Genomic DNA, 16,993 nt, shown 5'->3' with positions numbered 1-16,993 from the left:
AGGAACGCCCCACCCACGCCCGATACAGGGCGCTGACGCGGTGATCGCCTACGACGTCTTCTGGTCGTCGTACTCCGTCAGCCCGCCGTCCAAAAGCGCCGGCCGGTGCGTGCCCGCGGCCTTGGAGAGCCACCGGAGACAGTGGTAACCGGTCAGCACCACGAGGGTGCCCAGGGCGATGCCGTTGAGCTCGAAGTTGCCGGTGATCTTCAGGCTCACACCCCCGATGCCCACGATCACGCCGGCCGCAGCCGGGATCAGGTTGAGCGGCTGCGAGAAGTCGACCTTGTTGCGGATCCAGATCTGGGCGCCGAGCAGGCCGATCATGCCGTAAAGGATCACAGTGATGCCGCCCAGGACACCGCCCGGTATCGCGGCCACGACCGCGCCGAACTTCGGGCACAGGCCGAAGAGCAATGCGAAGAACGACGCGCACATGTAGGCGGCCGTCGAGTAGACGCGGGTCGCGGCCATGACGCCGATGTTCTCCGCGTACGTGGTCGTTGCCGGGCCTCCGGCAACCGTCGAGATCATGGTCGCCGCGCCGTCCGCCATGATGGCGGTGCCGAGCTTGTCGTCCAGCGGGTCGCCCGTCATCTCTCCGACCGCCTTGATGTGACCGGCGTTCTCCGCCACCAGTGCGATCAGGACCGGAAGGGCCACGATGATCGCCGATGCGCTGAACGCGGGAGCGTGCAGGTGGGGGAAGCCGATCCAGTCGGCCTCCTTGACCGGGGTCAGGTCCAGGCGCCAGTGATCGACGACCTTGCCGCCCGCGTTCGCCGAGTGGATCTTGCCCGCCGTCAGGTCGAGGATCCACGAGAGTACGTATCCGAAGACGAGACCCAGGAAGATCGCGATACGGGACCAGAAGCCGCGCAGTACGACCAGAGCAAGGCCGGTGAACAGCATCGTGGCGAGCGCCGTCCACTGGTCCTGCGGCCAGTAGACGGAAGCGGTCACGGGGGCGAGGTTGAAGCCGATCAGCATGACGACGGCACCCGTCACCGCAGGCGGCAATACCGCGTGGATGACCCGGGCCCCCAGGAACTGGACCACGAGACCGACCGCGGCAAGGGCGAGACCCACCACGAACAGCGCACCGGTCAGTTCAGCCGGTCCACCGCCCTGGCTTCCGATGACGGCGGCGACACCGACGAAGGAGAGCGACGATCCCAGGTAACTGGGGATCCGGCCGCGAGTGATCACCAGGAACAGCAGGGTCGCGACACCCGAGGCCATGAGGCCGAGGCTCGGATCCAGACCCATGAGCACCGGGGCGACAAAACAGGCGCCGATCATCGAGACGACGTGCTGTGCGCCCAGCCCGATCGTGCGGGCCCAGGAGAGCCGCTCGTCCGGCCGGACTACCTCACCCGGCCCCAGGTTCCGACCGTCTCCATGCAGCTTCCACCCAAAACGCGACATTAATACTCTCAGCTCGCGAACCTACCGAAGGACAGTGCAAGACGTTCAGCCGATCACTCGCACCACCCCATTGTCCCCCACCCGCACGTCGACGTACTGGCCGCAGGACCAGAGGACCGCAAGCACCTCCTCGTACGACGAGGAGAGCGACGGCGTAAGCGACACCACGGCCCCTCGCGACGTCCGCGGGCACACCGGTCCGTAGCCGTGACGCCCGCGGGCGCACCGGTTCGTGAACGCCCCCTTCCGTCCCCCTGACGGCCCACGGGGGCGTCCCCCGTTCCGGGGAAGCCCGCGGGCCGGGGATGCTCCGGTCGGCCCACGGCTGTCACCCTGCCCCCATGGTGCGGTTGGAGCAGTTCACGACCGAGGTGGACACGGTCGTCTCACGCATGCGCGCGCTCGCCGGAGTCTGGCCGGAGCACGATGGCGTCGCGGTCTTCAACCGCGTCTATCTCGCCGTCACCCAGGAGGTCGACCGCCGTCTGGACGCCGGGTACTTCCCGGACCGCCGGCGGGCGATCGCGCTGGACGTTCGGTTCGCCGAGCGGTGTCTGGCCGTGGCCGAGGACGGGCCGTTGCCCGCCTGCTGGCGGCCGTTGTTCCAGTTCCGGCGCCATCCGGGGGTACAGCCGCTGCAGTTCGCGCTCGCGGGCATCAACGCGCACATCGGCCACGATCTGGCCCTGGCCGTCGTGGACACCTGCCGCGCGCTCGACTGCGAACCGGCCGGTCTGGAGGACGACTTCGAGTGTGTCGGCGACCTCCTCGTCTCGCTGGAGGAGCGCATCCGCGAAGACCTGATGCCCGGACCCGATCTGCTCCAGCTCGCCGACCCGCTGACGCATCTGCTCGGCGCGTGGAGCCTGGAGCGGGCCCGGGAGGCCGCGTGGTCGGCGGCGCGGGCGCTGTGGGCGCTGCGGCACCTGCCGGACGTGGCCGAGGAGTTCGGGGGCCGGCTCGACGCGGCGGTGGGATTCGCGAGCCGGATGCTGCTCACACCGCTGCCGCACTGATCCGGCCATCCGCGCCTGTCGCGCCGGGACGTACCCGGCGGCCGCTGTACGTTGACCGGGCGGCCCAACCACGGCGAAGGAGCAAAGGTATGGCGACCCGGCTCGGCCTCGGCCTCCCCCAGAACAAGCAGTACGCCATCGGGCGGGACGTGCCGGACGTCGCGCACGCCGCCGAGGAGATGGGCTACGACAGCCTGTGGGTGTACGAGCGGGCCCTGTTCCCCGAGTCCACGACCCAGGGGCTGTACGGCGTCGAGGGCCTGCCCTGGCCGGACAGCTACCGCGGGGTGGCCGAGCCCCTGGTCACGCTCGCCCTCGCCGTCACCGCCACCCGCCGCGTCCGGCTCGGCACCAGTGTGCTGGTGGCTCCCCTGCACGGCCCCTTCCAGCTCGCCAAGGCGCTCGCCTCCCTGGACGCGGCGAGCGGCGGCCGGGTGGTGGCGGGCCTGGGCACGGGCTGGTCCCTCGACGAGTACGCGGCGGCCGGGGTCCGCCCGTTCGAGGAGCGCGGCCGGGTCATGGACGAGATCATCGATGTCTGCCGTGCCGTCTGGGGCCCGGACCCGGTCTCCTACGAGGGCGGGCTCACGAGGATCTCCTCGGCGGTGGTCGCGCCCAAGCCGGCCCGGCCGATCCCCCTCCTGCTGGCGGCGACCAACAAACGGGCCCTGCGGCGGCTCGTCGACAAGGCCGACGGCTGGATGCCGGTGGGCCTCGGCGCCGAGGCGCTGGCCGGGCAGTGGCGCGCCCTGCGGGACCTGGCCGCCGAGCAGGGCCGTGTCGAGCCGCTGCAGACGGTGCTGCGCGCCAACGCCGTGTACTCGGCGAAGGCGTACGCCGGCCCGGACCGGGGCCCCTTCCAGGGCAGCGTCGATCAGATCGTGGAGGACCTGGCGGCCCACGCCGAGGTGGGCCTCGACGAGATCCTCATCGACCTTCAGGGCTCGGTCCGGGACGCGCAGGAGCTGAAGGACGTGGCCGCCGAGGTCTACACGACAGCGCGGGCGGCCGGCGTCTGACCGGCCGCCCGCCCGCCGTCGGTGCGCCGGGGCCCGGCTCAGAGCTCCGAACGGAGTGCGAGCCGGGCGCCCATTGTGTTCGGAGCTCTCAGTCCTCCGGTAGCTCCACCGGCGCGATCTCGTCGTAGACGTCGCCCGGGCCGGGGTTGGCCGGGTCGGTCGCGCCGCCGAAGTGGTGCATCACACCCCACACGGCGTTGAGCGCGGTCTGCACGGCGCCCTCGGCCCAGCCGGCCGTCCAGGAGATGTCGTCGCCGGCGAGGAAGATGCCCCGCTTGTCGGCGGGCAGCCGGTCCTGCATGAAGTGCGTGAACAGGCGCCGCTGGTAGCGGTAGTGGCCGGGCAGGTTGGCCTTGAACGCGCCCATGAAGTAGGGCTCGCTCTCCCAGGAGACGGTCACCGGGTTGCCGATGATGTGCTTCCTGATGTCGACCGTCGGGTAGATCTCGCCGAGCGACTTCAGCATGACCTCCATCCGCTCGCTCGCGGACAGCGGCAGCCACTTCAGGCTGTCGTCGCACCAGGTGTAGGACAGGCAGATGACGGCGGGCTGGTCCGGGCCGTTGTCCAGCAGGTAGGTGCCGCGGGTCATCCGGTCGGTGAGCGTCATCGACATGACGTCCCGGCCCGTCGGAACGCCCTTGTCGTCGACGGCCTTGTCCCGCCAGAACGGCCGGTCCACCGGCACGAAGAGCTTGCTGGACTCCATGTAGTGGGTGCGCTCGATCGCCGTCCAGTGGTCGATCGGGAACAGCGCGTCGTCACAGTCGATCTTGGACAGCAGCATCCAGGACTGGGCGGTGAAGACCGCCGCCTGGTAGGTGCGGATGTCGCCGTGTGCGTCGGTGACGGTGATCCGGTTGCCGGCGGTGCGGTGCAGCCGGGTGACGGCGGGCCGGGGCTCGCCGCCCTCGTGCAGGGACTTCAGGGACGTCCCGTGGGCCCAGTGCACGATCTTCTCGGGCTCGCGCTCCCACAGGCGCAGCGGGAGCTGCTGGGAGCCGCCGACGATGCCCCGGTGGTGGTCGTCGGCCTCGGTGTAGACGACCCGGAGGATCTCCAGGATGGAGTTCGGGAAGTCGGTGTCCCAGCCGCCGGTGCCGAAGCCGACCTGGCCGAAGATCTCGCGGTGCCGGAACGACGTGAAGGCCTCGGAGTCGCAGAGGAAGCCGTAGAACGTCTGGTTGTCGAGCTTCTCGACGAGCTTCGCCCAGATCTCGCGGATGCGCGGCACATCGCGCTCGCGCATCGCGCGGTTCATGTCGGAGAAGTCGGCGCCCTCCTCCAGGCAGGCGTTCCACGCGTTCGCCACGTCGCGGTAGACCTGCGGCAGGTCGTCGAGGGTCTCGGCGTAGTGGCTCTCGCCCTTGAGGTCCACGACGGTCGAGGGGGTGGCCTCGGCGAGCGGGTTGGGGAACGGCTCGGTCTGCAGACCCACCAGGTCGATGTAGTGCTGGAGCGCCGTGGAGGACGGCGGGAAGCGCATGGCGCCCATCTCGGCGGTCAACGACGGGTCGCAGCCCTCGAAGCCGACGGTGCGCAGCCGGCCGCCGATCTTGTCGGCCTCGTAGACGACGGGCTTGAGGCCCATCTTCATCAGCTCATAGGCGGCCACGATGCCGGACAGGCCACCGCCGATGACGGCGACCTCGGCGCCGTGCTCGGTCGCGGGTATCTGGCCGACGCCCGCCGGGTGGGCGAGGAAGTCGTCGTAGGCGTACGGGAAGTCCGGGCCGAACATGGTGATCGGCGGCTGCTGCTCGTCTGCGTGCTCGACGGCGTTGGGCACCGTGGACGTCATGGGGTACGGACTCCTTGCGCGGAACGTGCTCGGGGGAAGGCTGCGGAGGTCAGACGAGGGACCCGTACAGGCCGGGGCGGCGGTCCTCGAGGTACGGGTTGGCCTCGCGGGAGGCGGCGAGGTGGGCGGGGTCGACGTCGGCGAGGACGAGTTCCTCGACGCGGGCGGCCCGGGCGCGGGCGACCCCGTCGGGCCCGGCGAGGGTGGACAGCCCGACGAACTCGAACTCCCCTTCCTGACCGACCCGGTTGACGTAGGCGATGTACATCTGGCTCTCGAAGGCCCGCACCGGCACGAGGGACTCGGCGACGAACTCGAACGGATGCATCTGGGCCGTCGGCACCACGAGGAGGTCGGTGCCGGCCAGGGCGTGGGCGCGGACGTTCTCCGGGAACTCGACGTCGTAGCAGATCATCAGGCCGATGCGCAGGCCGTCCAGCTCGGCCTGGACGACCGGCTGGTCGCCCGGGGTGAAGTGGTCACGCTCGAAGCGGCCGAAGAGGTGGGTCTTGCGGTAGTTCGCGAGGCGGGTGCCGTCGGCGGAGAGGAGCTGGACGGCGTTGAAGACGGTCCCGCCGTCCCGCTCCGGGTAGCCGTAGGCGATGGCCAGGCCGTGCCGGGAGGCGATGGCCGCGATCGCGTCCGCGGAGTCGCCGTCGGCCGGCTCGGCGAGCCGGGTGATCGCGTCGCCGATCGCGTATCCGGTGAGGAACATCTCCGGCGCGATCAGCAGCCCGGCTCCCGCGGCGGCGGCGCGGCCCGCGGCCTCGTCGAGCACCGTGAGGTTCTCGGGGACCGAGCCGGGGCGGCCGGAGCTCTGGAGCAGGGCGGTGCGCATGCGTGTTCTCCACCGGTGCGGAAGGGTTTGGGGGGCCACTTAGACGGTACGGTCGGCGCCCTCGGCCGGACAAGGAGGAGCTGTTGCGCGCCGGTGAGCGGATCATTGCGTGCACGGCGGGTCGCCCGGCGATTCGTTGCGTGCCACCGGAACCGCCCTGCGGCCGGCGAGGTGCGGGGGGACGGGCGCTACCGCGCGGCGTTCACGCCCGTGCCGGCCCCGGGACTCCCGGGCTCACAGCTCGCGCGGCAGCTGACCGATCTCGCGCGGCAGCTCCGGGGCGGCCGCCGGGGCGCCCTCGGCGCGGCGGCCCGGCGGCAGATGTGTACGGCCCGTACGCGGTGCGGTCCCGGTGGGTCGTCCGGGCGTCGGCCTCGCACCCTGGGGCGACGCCCGCGTCGGCCCCCGTCTCCGGGACGGCCGTGAGCCGCTTGGCCCGGTGGTCGTCGGCCATGCTGCCGCCGCGTCGCAGGTTCAGCTCATCACTCGCAGTTCGTCCGACAGCAGGGACCGCAGTCGCTCCGGTGTGGCCTCCTCCAGGCTGGCCAGCACGGTCCGCCCGGGCGCCGCGTCGATCGGTGCGAGCGACGGTACGGCGAGCACCACGCAACCCGCCGCCTCGGCGGAGGCGACCCCGGTCGGGGTGTCCTCCACGGCCACACAGCCGGCCGGGTCCACGCCGAGCGCACGGCACGCTGCCAGGTACGGGTCGGGGGCGGGCTTGGTGCGCTCGGTGTCGTCGGCGGTGACGCAGACCGCGAAGCGTTCGGCGCCCAGCACGTCGAGGACGGTGTCGGTGACGGCCCTCGGGGAGGCGGTCACCAGCGCGGTGGGGATGCCGTCGCGGGCGAGGGCGTCCAGCAGGCCGAGCGCGCCGGGGCGGGGCACGACGCCGTCCCGGACCCGGTCGGCGAACTCACGGTGCAGCTCGGCGGCGATACCGGCGGCCGGGACGCCGGTGAGCGAGGCCAGCCAGTCGGCCGTGTGCTCGACGGGACGGCCGAGCACCTCCGGCTGGTCGTCGGCGTCCAGCGCGCGGCCGAGTCCGGCCGCGACCCGCTCCACCGCCTCCCACCACAGTCGCTCGGTGTCGACGAGCGTGCCGTCCATGTCGAACAGGACGGCCTGGAGCGGGCATCGGGTCACGGTTCTCTCTTTCCTGTGTGGGGGGAAGGCGTTGATACGGGGAAGGCGGGCGTCAGCGGGCGCGCTCGGCGACCAGCACGGGACGCTCCCCCAGCGTCACCGTCACGGCGGCACCGGCGCTCAGCGCGGCCGCGTCGTACGCGGGCAGGTCGGCCTTCACCTCGGTGGCGTCGGCGAGGCGCACGGTCAGCCGGACCGTGGCGCCGAGGAACGCGGTGGCGGTCACGCGTGCCTCTCCCTTGTCGTCCGCGGTCACCCGGACCGACTCGGGCCGCACCAGCACGTCCACCTCGGTCGCGGCGGGCACGTCCCCGTCGACGGGCAGCCGCTGCCCGAGCACCTCGACGGTGCCCGAGGACAGCCGTCCCGGGATCCGGCTCATCGTGCCGACGAACTCGGCGACGAAGGCGGTGGCCGGGCGGCCGTACAACTCGGCCGGGGCGGCGCACTGTTCGAGCCGTCCGGCGCGCATCACCGCGACCCGGTCCGCCATGGACAGGGCCTCCTCCTGGTCGTGGGTGACGAACAGGGTGGTGATGCCGAGTTCCTGCTGGAGGCGGCGGATCTCCTCGCGGAGGGTGAGCCGCACCTTGGCGTCGAGCGCGGAGAGCGGCTCGTCGAGCAGCAGGACGCGCGGGCGCAGGGCGAGCGCCCGGGCCAGGGCGACGCGCTGCTGCTGTCCGCCGGAGAGCTGGTGCGGGAAGCGCTCGGCCTTGTCGCCGAGGCCGACCAGGTCGAGCAGTTCGGCGGCGCGGGCGCGCCGCTGCGCGGTGCGCACCTTGCGCATGCGCAGCCCGAACGCCACGTTGTCGAGCGCGCTCAGGTGCGGGAAGAGGCTGTACGACTGGAAGACCATCCCGGCGTCGCGGCGGTGCGCCGGGACGCGGGTGACGTCCTCGCCGTCGACGAGTACCGCCCCGGAGTCGGGGTGCTCGAAACCGGCGAGCATGCGCAGCGCGGTGGTCTTGCCGCAGCCGGACGGGCCCAGCAGGGCGAGGAGCTCGCCGGGCCTCACGCTCAGGTCGAGTCCGTCGAGGGCCACGGTGGGGCCGAACTCCCGCCGCAGGGCGCGGAATTCGACGGTCGCGGCGTGGTCGCGGGATACGGCCGCAACGCGCGGGGCGGCCTGGTCGAGGGTCATGTGGGTCATCCCTTGGCGGCGGTTCGGGAGCGCCCGCCGAAGACGGCGAGCGAGAGGAGCAGGGCCCAGGTGACGAACAGGCTGAGCACGGAAACGGCGACGGACAGCTGGGCCTGGGAGCCGCCGACGCTGTAGATCCACACGGCGAAGGGGGTGAAGCCCAGGAGCTGGGCGACGGTGAACTCGCCGAGGACGAGCGCCAGCGTGAGGAAGGAGGCGTTCAGCAGCGCCCCGCGCAGATTGGGCAGCACCGCCTGGACCAGCGCCTGGGTCCGGCTCGCCCCGCAGCTGCGCGCGGCCTCCATGAGGGTGCGCACATCGATGGCCCGCAGGCCCGCGTCCAGGGACCGGTACACGAACGGCAGCGCCATCACGACGTAGGCGAGGACGAGCACGACGGGGAAGTCCTGGTTCTGGATCGCCACGAACGTCTGGAACAGCGGTGTGCGGGAGAGGTGGTCGGGTCCCCACTTCAGGACCGTGGCGATGCCCGCGACGAACGCGATCGGCGGGACGACCAGTGGCAGCGAGCAGACCACCTCGACGACCGGCCGCAGCCGGGGCGCGTCGAGCCGCAGTGCGACGGTGGCGGGCACCATCAGCAGCAGCACCACGACGATGGTGGCGGCGGCCAGCTCCAGCGACAGCAGCAGGCCGGAGCCGAAGCCGGGGGTGGAGAGGATCTGGCGGTAGGCGTCGCCGGTGATGCCCTGGCCGGGCACGTCCACCGTGAAGACCACGGAAGCGGCGAGCGGGACCAGGAAGTACAGACCGGCCAGGGTGAGGACGCCCCAGCGCCACAGGTTCAGGCGAGCCATCGGGCACTCCGTCGTTGCAGGGGCAGGTACACGGCCATGACCAGGCCCGCGACCACGACCATGTCGAGGCTGAGGGCGAGCGCCACGTTCTCCTGGCCGACCAGGACGTTGCCGGAGAGGGCGTCGGCGATCTGCAGGGTGACCAGCGGCACCGCGCTGCCCACCATGGCCGCGGCCGTGGCGTACGCGGAGAAGGCGCTGCCGAAGAGCAGCACGAGTCCGCCGAGCAGCGAGGGCCCCAGCACCGGCAGGGCCACATGGCGCCAGTACTGGACGGTGGTGGCACCGTTGTTCTGCGCGGCCTCCCGCCACTGCGTGCGCAGGCCCTCCAGCGCCGGGGTGATGGTGAGGACCATCAACGGGATCAGGAAGTACAGGTAGACGATGACCAGACCCCAGAAGCTGTAGAGGCTCCAGCCCTTGTCGGCGAGCCCCAGACGGCGGGTCACCACACCGGAGTTGCCGAGGGTGGCGACGAAGGCGAAGGCCAGCGGGACACCGCCGAAGTTGGCGAGGACGCCGGACGCGGTGAGCACGGCCTCGCGCAGGGCGCGGAAGCGGGAGGTCACCACGGCCTGGGCGAGCAGCAACCCGAGGACGGTGCCGAGGGCGGCGCAGACGGCGGACAGCTTCACGCTGCCGAGCAGGGCGGTGAGGTAGGCGCCGTGCAGGGACAGGGTCAGGTTGGCGGTGCCGTAGGACGTGGCGCCCGTCGTCGGGTCCTTGACGCTGAAGGCGCCGTTCAGCATGGCCAGGGCGGGCACCCCGAAGGCGACGGCCGTGAAGACGAGCAGCGGGAGGACGGCGAGCGAGCCGGAGACGCGGCGCCGCCGCTGCTGCGGAGCAGCGGCGGGCGCCACCTCGGCCTCGGTGAGGACGGCGGTCATCCGGAGACGGCCTTGCCCCAGCCCTGCGCGATGACCGTCTTGGCCTTGCTCTGCTGGACCTCCGTCGGGAAGGACGGCGTGCCGGAGACCTTCGGCAGCTTGGCCGCGGCGGTCGCGTCGAGCGTGCCGGCCTTCTCCAGGGCGGGCATCAGCGCGGGGCGGGCGTATCCCTTGAGCCAGAGGTTCTGGCCCTCGGCGCTGTAGAGGTACTCCTGCCACAGGCGGGCGGCCGCCGGGTGGGGGGCGTCCTTGGTGATGGCCTGCGAGTAGTACTGGGCGTACTGGCCGTCGGTGGGAATGGCGACCTTCCAGTCGATGCCCTTGGACTTGAACTCGTCGGCGTAGCCGGCGTTCAGGTAGTCCCAGTCGATGCTGATCGGGGTCTCGCCCTTCTCGATGGTGGCCGGGGTCGACTCGACGGGCGTGTAGTTGCCGTTCTTCTTCAGCTTGGCGAAGAAGTCGAGGCCGGGCTGGATGTCGTCGAAGGAGCCGCCGCCGGCGAGCGCGGCCGCGTAGACGCCGCCGAAGGCCGAACCGGACTTGGTGGGGTTGCCGTTGAGGGCGACCTGGCCCTTGTACTGCGGCTTGAGGAGGTCCTTGAAGGTGGTGGGGCACTCCTTGACGCGCTTGGCGTCGCAGGCGATGGAGATGTAGCCGCCGTAGTCGTTGTACCAGCGGGCCTGCGGGTCCTTCTGGCCCTCGGGGATGTCGGCGTATCCGGTCACCTTGTACGGCGCGAGCAGGCCCTGCTGGGCGGCGCTCAGCGCGAAGGAGCTGCCGAGGTCGAGGACGTCGGGGGCCCGGTCCTGGCCCTTGCGGGAGGTGACGGCGTTGATCTCGTCCTGGCTGGCGCCGTCCGGGTTCTCGACCTGCACCTTGATGCCGTACTTCTGCTGGAAGCCGTCGATCAGGGCGCCGTAGTTGGCCCAGTCGCGGGGCAGGGCGATCGCGTGGAGCGTACCCTCTTTCTTGGCCGCCTTCACGAGGGCGTCGAGGCCGCCGAGGTCCGCGGCTGAGGTCGCGGTGGCCGCGCTCTTGCCGTCCGCGGCGGTCGACGCGTTGTCGGGGGCGGCGCCACAGGCGCTGAGGGCGAGTGCGGCGGCGACGGCGAGGCCACCGGTGAGGACGGCGGTTCTCGGCAGGAACACGGTCACTGTCTCTCCAGGAGTGCGCGCGAGCGGTGAAACTGGGGGCGGGAGAACTTGCTCAACTTGTCTGAACAAGTCACCCCTAGTACGCCCGTCCCCGATGTCCTCTTCGTAAACACCGGCGAAACCCTGAACGCCTCTTGCCTGCACAATCCCGACGAGGGAAGATCGCGCCCAGGCCTCGATTACGCTGGCCACTCTGTGAACACCAGCCGACTCCAAGGGGAAGCATGGCGGCGCGACACGAGGAGATCGCCGACGCATTGCGGCGGGCGATCGACCGCGAGGAGTACACGGTGGGCAGTCTGCTGCCCACGGAGACGGACCTCGCGGCCCACCACGGAGTCTCGCGCGGCACGGTCCGCCAGGCGGTCGCGGCCCTGACCGCCGAGGGGCTCATCGGGTCCCGCCAGGGCGCCCGCCGGGTGGTCCTGGCCAGCCGCCGCAGCCAGAGCTTCGCGGAGCTGCGCAGCTTCGCGCAGTGGGCCCGCGCCATGGGCCGGGAGGCGACCGGACACGTGGTGACGCAGGAGTACCGGCCGGCGACCAAGGAGGACGCGGTACGGCTCCATCTGCCCGAGCGCACACCGGTGTTGCACGTCCTGCGGGTGCGCGGGCTGGACGGCGAGCCCGTGCTGCTGGAGCGCACGGTGTACGCCGACTGGATCTCCCCCGCGGTCGAGTCCATCGAGCCGGACTGCCCCTCCGTCACCCAGCGGCTCTACGAGGACTCGGGCCTGGTGTTCGCCTACGGCGAGCACATCATCGACGCCGTCGCGGCGGGCGCCCAGGACGCCGAACTGCTCGGCGTCCGCCGGGCCGGCCCGCTGCTGCGGGTCCGCCGGGTCACGACCACCCGTGAGGGGCGCCCGGTGGAGTGGTCGGACGACCGCTACCGCTCGGACGCCGTGAGCTTCAGCGTGCACAACTCGATCGGGAACAACGCGCTGGCCCGCAAGACCGCGGGGTGACCGGCCGGGCGGTGGACGCTCAGCCGGAGGCGGCGGCCACGCAGTTGCCCTCCGGGTCGGCCATCAGTGGTGTCCGTGCCGTACTCCGCGCCACTGACACCGACCTCGCGGCTGGGTTCCGCGCGGTCGTGGTCGCGCCACCGGCCGACAGCCGGGCCGCCTCAGGTCGGCGACCCCGCGGAGAACCGGCGCAGCAGCGGCGACAGGACCAGCACCGACTTCGTGCGTTCCACGAACGGCTCCCCTGCGATGCGCTCCAGCACGCGCTCGAAGTGGCGCATGTCCGAGGCGAAGACCTGCGCGATCGCGTCCGCCTCACCGGTGACGGTGGAGGCGGCCACGACCTCCTGGTAGCGCTCCAGGCCCCGCCGGATGGTCTCCGGCGAGGTGTTGCGCCGGCAGTAGATCTCGACGAACCCCTCGGTCTCCCAGCCGAGCGCCGCCGGGTCCACACGGACCGTGAACCCGGTGATCGCACCGGTGGCGCGCAGCCGGTCCACCCGCCGCTTCACGGCGGGCGCGGACAGGCCGACCTGTTGCCCGATGTCCGCGAAGGAGCGGCGGGCGTCCTCGGCGAGGGCGTGGACGATGCGTTCGTCGAGATCGTTCAGCACGGCGGGTGGTTCACTTCTGTGCGGTGACTGCGGGCGCCGCGGGCTCCGCGGCGGCCAGCCGGGAGCGCCGGTGGCCATACACGAAGTAGAACACGAGCCCGACGGCCGTCCAGACTCCGCAGACCACCCAGGTGACGGCCGAGGGGCTGCCCGGCGCGGGCGGCACGGCGACTGACGTCAGTTCCAGCTCGCGTGCAGCGGCTTGCCCTCCGCGTAGCCCGCCGCGCTCTGGATGCCCACGACGGCCCGCTCGGCGAACTCCTCCAGGGAGCCGGCGCCCGCGTAGGTGCAGGAGGAGCGGACGCCCGCGATGATCGAGTCGATCAGGTCCTCGACGCCCGGGCGGCCCGGGTCGAGGAACATACGGGAGGTCGAGATGCCCTCCTCGAACAGCGCCTTGCGGGCCCGGTCGTACGACGACTCCTCCGACGTGCGGTTGCGGACCGCGCGCCCCGACGCCATGCCGAACGACTCCTTGTAGAGCCGGCCGCCCGCGTCCTGCTGCAGGTCGCCCGGGGACTCGTAGGTGCCCGCGAACCACGAACCGATCATCACGTTGGACGCACCGGCCGCCAGTGCCATGGCGACGTCGCGCGGGTGGCGGACACCGCCGTCGGCCCACACGTGCTTGCCGTACTTCCGCGCCTCGGCCGAGCACTCCAGCACCGCCGAGAACTGGGGCCGGCCGACGCCGGTCATCATCCGCGTGGTGCACATGGCGCCGGGACCCACACCGACCTTGACGATGTCCGCGCCGGCCTCGATCAGGTCGCGCACGCCCTCGGCGGCGACGACGTTGCCCGCCACCAGCGGCACCTGCGGGTCCAGTGCCCGCACCGTCCTGATGGCGTTGATCATCGACTCCTGGTGGCCGTGCGCGGTGTCTATCACGAGGGTGTCCACACCCGCGTCGAGCAGCTGCTTGGCCTTCCCGGCGACATCGCCGTTGATGCCGACGGCGGCGGCGATGCGCAGCCTGCCGGTCGCGTCGGTGGCCGGCGTGTAGAGCGTGGCGCGCAGGGCGCCCCTGCGGGTGAGGATGCCGGCGAGCCTGCCCTCCTGGTCCACGGCGGGCGCGTAGCGGCGGTTGGCGCCGTCGAGGACGTTGAACGCCTCACGCGGGTCGATGGCCGCGTCGAGCAGCAGCAGGTCCCTGGACATGACCACTTCGAGCTGGGTGAAGCGGTCCACGCCGGAGAGGTCCGTGTCGGTGACCACACCGATCGGCCGGTGCTCCGCGTCGACGACCACGCCCGCGTTGTGCGCGCGCTTGGGCAGCAGCGCCAGGGCGTCGGCGACGGTCTGGTGCGGGGCGAGCACGATCGGGGTGTCCAGCACCAGATGGCGGCTCTTGACCCAGGAGACGACGTCGGTGACCACGTCGATCGGGATGTCCTGCGGAATGACGACCAGTCCCCCGCGCCGGGCCACGGTCTCCGCCATACGGCGGCCGGCGATCGCGGTCATGTTGGCGACGACCAGCGGGATCGTCGTGCCCGTCCCGTCCGGGGAGGTGAGGTCCACGCCCTGCCGGGAGCCGACCGCGGAACGGCTCGGCACCATGAACACATCGTCGTACGTCAGGTCGTAGGAAGGCTGGATGCCGTTGAGGAAACGCACGTGCTGCACATCCCAGTCGATCAATGGCGGCCCCCGACAGGTCAGCCAGGGGGAAGAGCACGTACTTCATTGTCCCATGCCCGGGAATGTACGGTCCCGGACAGATCATCCAGGCAGGTCACAGGGCCTTCGTGGGATCATCCGAGCGCGAGCGCCACGGTGAGCTCCGGGGTGCCGTCCACGGCCTCGGAGAACAGCCCCTCGGCGATCCGCCACTCCTCGGGCCGCTCGCTCGCGTACGCCCGCCAGCCCCGCACGACGAGCAGCAGACCCCGCTCCGCGGCACCGGCGGGCCAGACGGTGAGGTCGGTCAGTGAGTCGGCGAGGGCGTCCCAGTTGCGGCCGAACCACTCCGGGAGTTCCAGGGCGAGCGCGACCCGCTCCATGAAGGCGGCCTTGTCGGCGACGCCGTCGAGGTCCAGCGTGACCACGAGCCCACCGGCCAGGTCGTCGGTCATCTCAGCACCGCCCTGAACGCGTTGTGGTGATGGTCGATGTGATCGTCGATGTAGTACACCGCGCCGCACCGCCGGTGACAAGCAGCCGGGTGGTGCGTCAGTGTCGTGCCGAACGCATCAGCGCGCGGGGGACGGACGTACCGCGTCGGCGGGGCGCGGCATCGCCACGGCCGTCACCCGCGTCCGGCCGTCGGCCCCGCGGGACCCCGCCCGGGCGTCAGCCCCTGTGGGACCGCGCCCGGCCGACGGACCCGTCAGGGTCCGTCGGGGTCCGCCCGGTGCAGGGCCGGGGTCGGCGTCGGACCCGCCGTCATCAGGTAGTCCGCCGCCGATGTGTCCGTCACCAGGCTGGTGACGAGCCCGGAGCGCAGCACCGCGTCGATGGCGGCCGCCTTGCGCTGCCCGCCCGCGATCGCGACGACCTCGGGGATACGGCGCAACTGGTCCGCCTTGACGGTGATGCACCGCTCCCCCAGGTCCCGTCCGACCCGGCGTCCCTCGGAGTCGAACAGGAGCGCGGACATCTCGGCGGCGACACCGAGGGACGCGTAGTGCGCCCGCTCCTCGTCGCTCAGCATGTCGTGCACCGTCGAGATGCCCGGCTCCCAGGAGCCGATGGAGACACAGGCGACCGTGACCTTGTCGAAGTACTCGAAGGCGCGGGCGATCCCCGTCTGGTTGCGCAGCGCCGCCGCGGTGGCCGCGTCCGGCAGCAGCATCGGCGCGTAGATGGGGTGCGCGTCTCCGCCGGAGACCTGGGCGGCGCGGCGGACGGCCTCCACCGAACCGCGCTCGGCGGTCCCGGCGTCGTACACGCCGGTCAGCTGCACCACCGTGCACGGTGGCAGCCGGTTCAGGGCGGCCGCCATGTGGATGGTCGACCGGCCCCAGGCGAGCCCCAGCACATCGCCCTCGGTCACCAGTTCGCCGAGCAGGTCGGCGGCCACCTCCCCGAGGTTCTCCGGGTCGGGCGACTCCTCGGCCTCGGCCGGGGACTCGACCACGACGGCGTGCCTGAGGCCGTAGCGGGCTCGCAGCGCGTCGGAACGCTCCGCGTCCAGCTCGGCCGGCACCCGGATCTCGATCCGTACGAGATCCCGTTCGAGGGCGGTCTCCAGGACCCGGGCCACCTTGAAGCGGCTGACGCCGAACTCCTCCGCGATCTGGATCTTGGACTTGCCCTCGAGATAGAAGCGACGGGCCATGGCCGCCGCCTGCACCAGCTCAGCGGGTCCCATCCGCATGGCTGACCGGCCCGCCGACATACCCGACACGGCCATCTCCTCACTGCTGTTCACACTCTGCATTCGCCGTTCATCCTTGCAGATCCGGCGGACTCGATCAGCCCGGAAGGTCGGCGTTCAGGTTCCGTTGGCTCAGTCGTCGCACGCCCAGGACGCCCGGGCCGTCGCCGCCTCCGCTTGCGTGCGCAATGCACGTACCGCCGCGGCCGGGTCGGCCGCTCCGTACACCGCCGAGCCGGCCACGAAGACGTCCGCCCCCGCCTCCGCGCAGCGCTCGACGGTGGAGGCGGAGACACCGCCGTCGACCTGCAGCCAGAGTTCGAGGCCGTGCTTGCTGATCAGCTCACGGGTACGGCGGATCTTCGGCAGCATGATGTCGAGGAACGCCTGCCCGCCGAAGCCCGGCTCCACCGTCATGATCAGCACCATGTCCAGCTCGGGCAGCAGGTCCTCGTAGGGTTCGATGGGCGTCGCGGGCTTGAGGGCCATGGAGGCCCGGGCACCCTTGGCCCGGATCTCCCGGGCGAGCCGCACGGGTGCGCCGGCCGCCTCGGCGTGGAACGTGACCGATCCGGCACCCGCTTCTACGTACTGCGGCGCCCACCGATCGGCGTCCTCGATCATCAGATGGCAGTCCAGCGGAGTGTCCGTCGCCCGCGCCAGGGCCTCCACGATCGGCACGCCGAGCGTGAGGTTCGGGACGAAGTGGTTGTCCATGACGTCGACATGAAGCCAGTCGGCTCCGCGCACGGCCTTCGCCTCCTCGGCGAGGCGGGCGAAGTCGGAGGACAAGATGCTGGGGTTGATCTGCACGGCCATGCCCCAAGCCTGCCATGTCCGGCTC

The 16,993-nt window shown here is 71.6% G+C and carries 15 protein-coding genes and 2 pseudogenes; 3 read left to right on the top strand and 14 right to left on the bottom strand.

Annotated features, from left to right (window positions below; genetic code table 11):
- Window positions 1–48: 48 nt before the first annotated feature.
- Window positions 49–1,428: a uracil-xanthine permease family protein gene (locus tag ACWD5Q_RS09545; RefSeq protein ID WP_451426439.1), complete on the bottom strand. Its 1,380-nt coding sequence runs from the start codon at window positions 1,426–1,428 to the stop codon at window positions 49–51.
- A 341-nt stretch (window positions 1,429–1,769) separates the two neighbouring features.
- Here ACWD5Q_RS09545 and ACWD5Q_RS09540 point away from each other — a divergent pair, with 341 nt between their 5' ends.
- Complete coding sequence (locus tag ACWD5Q_RS09540; RefSeq protein WP_451426438.1) at window positions 1,770–2,444, top strand: DUF5995 family protein; 675 nt, start codon at window positions 1,770–1,772, stop codon at window positions 2,442–2,444.
- Window positions 2,445–2,533: 89 nt separating this feature from the next.
- Entirely contained in the window at window positions 2,534–3,463 is a 930-nt protein-coding gene (locus ACWD5Q_RS09535) for an LLM class F420-dependent oxidoreductase (protein ID WP_451426437.1), read from the top strand.
- An 88-nt stretch (window positions 3,464–3,551) separates the two neighbouring features.
- Here ACWD5Q_RS09535 and ACWD5Q_RS09530 read toward each other — a convergent pair whose 3' ends face one another.
- The 7 genes and pseudogenes from ACWD5Q_RS09530 to ACWD5Q_RS09500 form a co-directional block, all read right to left on the bottom strand.
- On the bottom strand, window positions 3,552–5,264 hold the full coding sequence (locus ACWD5Q_RS09530) for a flavin monoamine oxidase family protein (protein ID WP_451426436.1): 1,713 nt from the start codon (window positions 5,262–5,264) through the stop codon (window positions 3,552–3,554).
- Window positions 5,265–5,313: 49 nt separating this feature from the next.
- Complete coding sequence (locus ACWD5Q_RS09525; RefSeq protein WP_451426435.1) at window positions 5,314–6,102, bottom strand: carbon-nitrogen hydrolase family protein; 789 nt, start codon at window positions 6,100–6,102, stop codon at window positions 5,314–5,316.
- 397 nt (window positions 6,103–6,499) lie between these two features.
- Window positions 6,500–7,248, bottom strand: a pseudogene (locus ACWD5Q_RS09520) (HAD family hydrolase); the annotation flags it as partial.
- Window positions 7,249–7,300: 52 nt separating this feature from the next.
- Window positions 7,301–8,398, bottom strand: a complete 1,098-nt coding sequence (locus tag ACWD5Q_RS09515) for an ABC transporter ATP-binding protein (RefSeq protein WP_451426434.1) — start codon at window positions 8,396–8,398, stop codon at window positions 7,301–7,303.
- Window positions 8,395–9,207: an ABC transporter permease gene (locus tag ACWD5Q_RS09510; RefSeq protein ID WP_451426433.1), complete on the bottom strand. Its 813-nt coding sequence runs from the start codon at window positions 9,205–9,207 to the stop codon at window positions 8,395–8,397. Before ACWD5Q_RS09510 ends, ACWD5Q_RS09515 begins: the two co-directional genes overlap by 4 nt.
- Complete coding sequence (locus ACWD5Q_RS09505) at window positions 9,195–10,094, bottom strand: ABC transporter permease (RefSeq protein WP_451426432.1); 900 nt, start codon at window positions 10,092–10,094, stop codon at window positions 9,195–9,197. Before ACWD5Q_RS09505 ends, ACWD5Q_RS09510 begins: the two co-directional genes overlap by 13 nt.
- Entirely contained in the window at window positions 10,091–11,248 is a 1,158-nt protein-coding gene (locus ACWD5Q_RS09500) for an ABC transporter substrate-binding protein (RefSeq protein WP_451426431.1), read from the bottom strand. Before ACWD5Q_RS09500 ends, ACWD5Q_RS09505 begins: the two co-directional genes overlap by 4 nt.
- A 224-nt stretch (window positions 11,249–11,472) precedes the next feature.
- Here ACWD5Q_RS09500 and ACWD5Q_RS09495 point away from each other — a divergent pair, with 224 nt between their 5' ends.
- A complete protein-coding gene (locus tag ACWD5Q_RS09495) occupies window positions 11,473–12,213 on the top strand; it encodes a GntR family transcriptional regulator (RefSeq protein WP_451426430.1) in 741 nt (246 codons plus the stop codon).
- A 161-nt stretch (window positions 12,214–12,374) separates the two neighbouring features.
- Here ACWD5Q_RS09495 and ACWD5Q_RS09490 read toward each other — a convergent pair whose 3' ends face one another.
- From ACWD5Q_RS09490 to rpe, 6 genes and pseudogenes are all read right to left on the bottom strand, one after another.
- Entirely contained in the window at window positions 12,375–12,827 is a 453-nt protein-coding gene (locus tag ACWD5Q_RS09490) for an Lrp/AsnC family transcriptional regulator (protein ID WP_451426429.1), read from the bottom strand.
- A 10-nt stretch (window positions 12,828–12,837) separates the two neighbouring features.
- Window positions 12,838–12,978: pseudogene (locus tag ACWD5Q_RS09485) on the bottom strand (amino acid permease C-terminal domain-containing protein); the annotation flags it as partial.
- Between the two features lie 26 nt (window positions 12,979–13,004).
- On the bottom strand, window positions 13,005–14,447 hold the full coding sequence (locus ACWD5Q_RS09480) for a GuaB1 family IMP dehydrogenase-related protein (protein ID WP_451426452.1): 1,443 nt from the start codon (window positions 14,445–14,447) through the stop codon (window positions 13,005–13,007).
- A gap of 137 nt (window positions 14,448–14,584) precedes the next feature.
- Complete coding sequence (locus tag ACWD5Q_RS09475) at window positions 14,585–14,905, bottom strand: barstar family protein (RefSeq protein WP_451426428.1); 321 nt, start codon at window positions 14,903–14,905, stop codon at window positions 14,585–14,587.
- 254 nt (window positions 14,906–15,159) lie between these two features.
- Window positions 15,160–16,203, bottom strand: coding sequence for a sugar-binding transcriptional regulator (locus ACWD5Q_RS09470; RefSeq protein ID WP_451426451.1), 1,044 nt, complete (start codon window positions 16,201–16,203; stop codon window positions 15,160–15,162).
- A gap of 78 nt (window positions 16,204–16,281) precedes the next feature.
- Complete coding sequence (gene rpe / locus ACWD5Q_RS09465) at window positions 16,282–16,968, bottom strand: ribulose-phosphate 3-epimerase (RefSeq protein ID WP_451426427.1); 687 nt, start codon at window positions 16,966–16,968, stop codon at window positions 16,282–16,284.
- Window positions 16,969–16,993: the final 25 nt, after the last annotated feature.

Source organism: Streptomyces sp. NPDC002513, assembly GCF_053595355.1.
This window is presented reverse-complemented; position numbering and strand designations above follow the sequence as displayed.